The sequence below is a fragment of the uncultured Anaerotruncus sp. genome, assembly GCF_902490045.1.
Taxonomy (GTDB): Bacteria; Bacillota; Clostridia; order Oscillospirales; family Ruminococcaceae; genus Anaerotruncus.
Genome location: NZ_CABUCJ010000202.1, coordinates 1 through 2052, shown reverse-complemented (window position 1 = coordinate 2052; position 2052 = coordinate 1). Strand labels below are relative to the sequence as shown.

Below are 2052 nucleotides of genomic sequence, written 5' to 3'. Positions count from 1 at the left end.
TGTCTGCACAGCTTCGCGGCGCGCGGGATCTCCTTCGACCGCGAAAGACAGTACGAGAAGGCGCGCTTCGCCTACGCGAGCGCCTACCGCGCAATGGGCCGGCTGCTCGACCGGGCGTCCGGGCTCACCGCCGTCTTCGCGATGAGCGACGTGATGGCTGTGGGCGCCATCCGCGCCCTCCGGGACCGGGGGCTCGAGGTCCCGCGCGACCTTTCGGTCGTCGGGTTCGACGGCGTGGAGCTGGCGGAATACTACAACCCCAAGCTCGCCACTGTCAAGCAGTCGCAGGAGCGGCTGGCGGTGCGCGGCGTGGAAATCCTCATCAACAGCATCGAGAACGGCGGCGACGCCGTCCACGAGACCGCCCCCTTTGAGCTGATCGAGGGGGAGAGCGTCCGGACGCTCTGACCGGGCGAAAGCAATCCACCAAACGGAGGCGGAACGATTGAACATCCGAAGACAAAAGCCCATGCGCCGCGGCGCGGGCGTCCTGCTGCCGGTGACGAGCCTGCCCTCCCCCCATGGGATCGGCACCTTCGGCCGCGCGGCTTACGCGTTCGTCGACTTCCTGCGCGACGCCGGCCAGCGCTACTGGCAGGTGCTGCCGCTCGGGCCGACCAGCTATGGCGACAGCCCCTACCAGAGCTTTTCCGCCTTCGCGGGAAACCCCTATTTCATCGACCTCGACCTGCTCGAGCGGGAGGGGCTGCTGACCGGCGGGGAGATCGCCGCCTGCGATTGGGGGGACGACCCCGCCGCGGTCGACTACGCCAAAATCTACAGGCACCGCTTCAACGTGCTGCACGCCGCCTTCCGGCGCAGCCGCCACGCGGATACCCCCGCCTACCGGGCGTTCTGCGGGGAAAACGCCGTCTGGCTGGAGGACTACAGCCTCTACATGGCGGTCAAGATGCACTTCGGCGGGCACGAGTGGCTGCGGTGGCCGGAGGATATCCGCATGCGGGAGCCGGAGGCCCTCGCGCGCTGCGGGCGGGAGCTCGCGGAGGAGACCGCCTTCTGGAAGTTCTGCCAGTTCAAGTTCTTCGAGCAGTGGCGGGCGCTCAAGTCCTACGCCAACGGGCTCGGCGTCGAGATCATCGGGGACATCCCCATCTATGTCGCGCTTGACAGCGCCGACGTGTGGGCGCACCCCGAGCAGTTCCAGCTCGACGGGCAGCGCCGCCCCAGCAGGGTGGCAGGGGTGCCGCCCGACATGTTCTCCTCCGACGGCCAGCTGTGGGGCAACCCGCTCTACGACTGGGAGCGGATGGCGCGGGAGGACTACGCCTGGTGGAAGCTGCGGATGAAGTTTTCCTCCGAGCTCTACGACGTCGTGCGCATCGACCACTTCGTGGGCATCGCCCACTACTATTCGATTCCCGCCGGGGAGGACACCGCCAAAAACGGCGTGTGGGTCGACGGCCCGGGCGAGGGGCTCCTCGCGGCGATTTCAAGCGTCATGGGGGGCAGGCGGGTCATCGCCGAGGATTTGGGCATCGTCATCCCCGAGGTCGGCCGCATGCTCCGCAAAAGCGGCTATCCCGGCATGAAGCTCATGCAGTTCGGGTTCGATTCCGGCCCGGACAACGAGTACCTCCCCTGCCACTACGACAAGAACGTCGTCGTCTACGGCGGCACCCACGACAACGAGACGCTGGCGGGCTTTTTCGCCCACCAGCCGCGAAAGGTGCTGCGATTCGCGCGCGCCTACCTGGGGGTGCGGCGCAGCCGGGAGATCCCGTGGGCGCTCATCCGCGCGGGCTACGCGAGCAGCGCGGACACCGCCGTCTTCCAGATGCAGGACCTGCTCGGGCTCGGCAACGAGGCCCGCATGAACACCCCCTCGACGATCGGGGACAACTGGCGCTGGCGGCTCGACGAAGGGCGGCTGACGCCCGGGATGGCGCACAAACTCCGGGAGCTCGCCGAGCTCTACGGGCGATAACAGGAGGGACCGTATGGACCGTTTTGAAGAAAAGATCGGCGAGCTTCTGCGGCTCGACTTCGGCGTGACGCCGGACGCGGCGGACGCGAAGCAGCTCTACACGGCGG

General features: G+C 67.8%; 2 protein-coding genes. Both read left to right on the top strand.

All coding sequences use genetic code 11. From position 1 onward, the window contains the following. Positions 1-408 (top strand): substrate-binding domain-containing protein (locus tag RDM88_RS12695; RefSeq protein ID WP_308755189.1); only part of this gene is annotated, 408 nt, incomplete at its 5' end. A 61-nt stretch (positions 409-469) separates the two neighbouring features. Beyond that, entirely contained in the window at positions 470-1945 is a 1476-nt protein-coding gene (malQ, locus tag RDM88_RS12690) for a 4-alpha-glucanotransferase (protein ID WP_374045471.1), read from the top strand. The last annotated feature ends 107 nt before the right edge of the window (positions 1946-2052 follow it).

Excerpts from the sequence above, each read along its gene's own strand:
- malQ (WP_374045471.1), top strand. The coding sequence starts at position 470 with ATGCGCCGCGGCGCGGGCGTCCTGCTGCCGGTGACGAGCCTGCCCTCC.